Source organism: Actinomyces acetigenes, from assembly GCF_031296635.1.
GTDB classification, from domain to species: domain Bacteria; phylum Actinomycetota; class Actinomycetes; order Actinomycetales; family Actinomycetaceae; genus Actinomyces; species Actinomyces acetigenes.
In genome coordinates this window covers 1-3774 of record NZ_JASPFC010000074.1, presented here as the reverse complement: position 1 = coordinate 3774, position 3774 = coordinate 1, and the positions used below count along the sequence as shown (strand labels likewise).

At 68.6% G+C, this 3774-nt stretch carries 3 protein-coding genes and 1 pseudogene; 3 read left to right on the top strand and 1 reads right to left on the bottom strand.

Features of this window, described 5'->3' with window-relative positions; genetic code table 11:
* Positions 1-257 precede the first annotated feature (257 nt).
* The 3 genes from RIV14_RS13450 to RIV14_RS13440 all read left to right on the top strand — a co-directional run bounded on the left by RIV14_RS13450 (position 258) and on the right by RIV14_RS13440 (position 2659).
* Positions 258-758, top strand: coding sequence for a transcription repressor NadR (locus RIV14_RS13450; RefSeq protein ID WP_008732358.1), 501 nt, complete (start codon positions 258-260; stop codon positions 756-758).
* A 168-nt stretch (positions 759-926) separates the two neighbouring features.
* Positions 927-2084: a PTS sugar transporter subunit IIC gene (locus RIV14_RS13445; protein WP_009406924.1), complete on the top strand. Its 1158-nt coding sequence runs from the start codon at positions 927-929 to the stop codon at positions 2082-2084.
* Between the two features lie 227 nt (positions 2085-2311).
* Positions 2312-2659 (top strand): helix-turn-helix domain-containing protein, encoded by a 348-nt coding sequence (locus RIV14_RS13440; protein ID WP_008732320.1) that lies wholly within the window; start codon positions 2312-2314, stop codon positions 2657-2659.
* 415 nt (positions 2660-3074) lie between these two features.
* On the opposite strand, the pseudogene RIV14_RS13435 reads toward RIV14_RS13440, so the two are convergent.
* A pseudogene (locus RIV14_RS13435) lies at positions 3075-3774 on the bottom strand (IS1634 family transposase); the annotation flags it as partial.

Sequence of the window (3774 nt, the reverse complement as noted above, 5' to 3'; positions counted from 1 at the left end):
AGTCCGGCAAATCTCGGTTGCGTCACACCCGCCTTCCGCGTGTCGCCACCGCCGCCAGCCCACCAACCAGCAGCCGCCAGCCCACCAGCCCTCAGCCCGCCAACCGCAAGGCGCCAGTCACCGCCGCACAGGCTCCGCCGCTCGCCCTCCCCGCAGCCCCCTCACCGCGCATAGGCTTACCGCCACGGTCCCCGCGCTGGCCACCGCAGGGCGGCCGCACCACGAGCCTGAGAGGGCCCGAGAAGAAAGGACCGCCCATGGACGCCGGGATACGCCGTCAGGAGATCCTCGACCGCCTCGCGGCCACGCGCAGGCCCCTGGCCGCCACCCGCCTGGGCGCGCAGCTGGGCGTCTCGCGCCAGGTCATCGTCGGCGACGTCGCCCTCCTGCGCGCCGAGGGCCACCCCATCCGCGCCACCAACCGCGGCTACGTGCTGGCCCGTCCCGCCACCCGGCCGCACCGCTCCATCTTCGTCCAGCACACCCGCGAGGACATCGCCATCGAGCTGAGCGCCATCATCAAGGTCGGGGGGAGCGTTCTGGACGTCTCGGTGGAGCACCGCCTCTACGGGCAGATCACCGTCGACCTGCTCATCCGCAGCCCCGAGGACCTCGCCCACTTCCTGGCGCGCCTGCCCCGGTCCACGGCCCTGTCCGAGTTGACCAACGGCTGGCACACCCACACCATCGAGGCCGACGACGAGGCCGCCCTCGATGCGGTCGAGGCCCGGATGGGGGAGCTCGGCTTCCTGCGGTAGTGCCCCGCCCGTTTCCCGCAGCGCACTCCCCCACACCCCAGGCCACCCCTGCCTCCGTGACACGCATCCCACCCATGTGTCATGACACTGACGGCATCCGAGGGATAGGCTGCCAGGTGTCTTGACACCCATGGGCCTCGCGCCCCCCTTCGACTCCAAGGCAGCCCCGTGACCACCAACCGCACACCCGCCACCAGCGCCGCAAGCACCGCCACCACCTCCGCAGCCTCCCTGCTGCGCCACCTCCTGCCCGCACTGCGCGCCCTGGCCCACCGCGTCCTCATCGACGCCATGACCGGCATGGCCCACGGCCTGTTCGCCTCCCTCATCCTGGGAACGATCCTGGGCCAGCTCGGCAGGCTCCTGCCCGGCGCCGCCGGCACCTGGCTCACTCTCCTGGGGGCGATCGCCACCTCCCTGACCGGGGCGGGCATCGGCGTCGGTGTGGCCCACCGCCTCAAGGCGCCAACCTTCGTCGTCGTGGGCGCCATGGTGGCCGGGCAGGTGGGCGCCCGCGCCGCGGCCCTGCTGTCGGGCACCGCCCTGCAGTCCGACGGCGGAGCACCGGCCCTGGTTCTCAACGGCCCCGGCGAGCCACTGGGCGCCTTCATCGCCGCCTGGGCAGCAGTGGAGGCCGGGCGCCTGGTGGCGGGCCGCACCAGCCTGGACATCCTCGTCACCCCCACCCTGTCCGTATGCGCCGGCGGCAGCGCGGGCCTGCTGGTGGGTCCGCCGATCTCGCGCCTCATGATCAGCCTGGGCCAGCTGGTCAACTGGGGTACCGAGCGCCAGCCCCTGCTCATGGGCATCATCGTCTCTGCCCTCATGGGCATCATCCTGACCCTGCCGATCTCCTCGGCGGCCCTGGGCATCATCCTGGACCTCTCGGGCCTGGCGGCCGGGGCGGCCACCATCGGCTGCACCACGCAGATGGTGGGCTTCGCCGTGGCCAGCTATCGGGAGAACCGCTTCGCCGGGCTCATCGCCCAGGGTTTGGGCACCTCCATGCTTCAGGTGCCCAATATCGTGCGCCACCCCCTCATCTGGGTGCCGCCCACCCTGGCCTCGGCGATCTTGGGCCCCATCACCACCATGGTGCTGGGCATGCAGTCCAATGCCATCGGCTCGGGCATGGGTTCGGCGGGGCTCGTGGGCCAGATCATGACCTTCCAGACAATGTCGGGCTCCACCTCCACCGGGCGGCTCATCGCCCTCATAGTCGTCTTCCAGATCCTCATCCCCGCGCTGCTGACCCTGGGGATCAGCGAGCTCATGCGGGCCCGCGGCTGGATCAAACCGGGGGACATGGCCCTGGCCGCCGGCTGAGGGCCGCGGCAGTCGCCTCCACCCGGCCATGCCGCGCCAACCGCCTCAACCACTCTCAGCCCTCCCCCAGCCACCTCCAGCCACCCCGCTCTCCGGTATCCCACCCCCTGCCGGGGTCGGTAATTTGTCTGGGTTCCATGGCCGGAATTAAACAAAACGACATTCTGGGGCGGCTGCTGCGAGATTGCTGGCTGGTATTTACGGGGATCGCGCATGAGGATCGCCTCGTGCAGATCGACATGACAAACGAGGAGCGAGGCGTCCTCATCAGGTGGAAGAATCATTCGGACACCTACAGGCTTGTGAGAATGAAGGCGGAGGCGATTGCGTACGCTGCCCGCGGCGTCGGCCTGGATATTATCATGGAGATGGTCGAGCGGGCCGAGAAGACAGTGCGCAAGTGGCTGTCACAGTGGCGGAGGCGCAGACTGAGCTCCGTGGTAACCGGTCACGCCGTGGGCAGGAACGCGGCAAAGCTCAGGAGGGCGCAGAAGGAGGAGCGGGAGGAGATTTTTAACAAGCCGCCATCGGAGGCGGGCGCCTGGGCCGAGCTCTGGGACGTTCCGGCTCCTTGAGGATGTCGCGCCTGATCAGATTCGGCGTCGAGTACAGGTCGGAGTCCTCATACTGGCTGCTCATGCGCTTGTCGGGCATGAGCCTCTGCTCCCCGACCCGTTCGTGGAGCGCCGCGACGAGAAGGCCATCACCAGGCGGATGGCCGAGACCCGGGACCAGGTCGCCGGCCTGCTCCAGGACGGCCGGGAGCCCTGTACCGACGACGAGGTCCGCGTGGAGCACGAGGCCGAGACGAGGCGCATGTGGCTCCTCAAGGGGAAAGAGAACAAAGCTGTACGTGGACCGCAAGAAAGCGAGCCGATCGCTCTTCGGGGCACCGAGCCTGACGACCAAGAAAATGAGGATCCACCCCATCGAGGGAAACCAGAACGCCGAGCAGACCCGCCCTCATGATGGGTCGCCTCCTGAGTTGGCTCATTTAGTGTCGTGGTGGATGTTGTGGAGGGTTTGGGTGAGGTTGGGTGGGAGGGGGTCAGCGGCTGTGAGGGTGTGTCCGGCGATGTTGATGGTGATGGTGCGGTAGCGGCGTGCGGTGGTGATCAGGCGTCTGATGGACCAGCCGGTGGTGGTCTCCAGCCAGCGGGCCATGGCAAGGGCTGCGGTGACGATGGTCAGGTGGGCCTCGATGGACTGGCGCAGGTGGTGGTAGATGGGGCGTGCTCGCAGGTCGGACTTGGACATGCGCAAAGGACTTCTCGATGTTGTACAGGCGGTGGTAGGCGCTGATGACTGTCTCGGGGTCGGGGTTGGGCAGGTTGGTGACGTAGTCCTTCCACCCGGCCAGGGTGCGGGCCCTTTTCTCCAGGTCGCGGTTGATGCTCCGGGTGGCGCCGGACAGGTGCACGAAGCGGTTGCGCTTGACGGGGATCTTTCCTGCGACGGCTTTCTCGGCCTTGGCGACCTGGGTGTCGATCCCGCGTAGGGTGCGTCGGGCTCTGTCGGCGCTGTAGCGGTAGTAGATGGTCTCGTCGCGGCGCTGGTCACTGGGGCCGGCGGGCCAGGGCTGGGTCAGGGTCAGCCCGTCGGGGACGTCCTGGTCGGGGTGGTTGTCGTGCCAGGAGCTGATCACGTGGGGGACGCGTGAGGTGCGTGAGCCCAGCACGTAGGACAGGCC

Bases quoted from the DNA above. Each gene is read 5' to 3' on its own strand.
- RIV14_RS13450 (WP_008732358.1), top strand. From the start codon at position 258: ATGGACGCCGGGATACGCCGTCAGGAGATCCTCGACCGCCTCGCGGCC.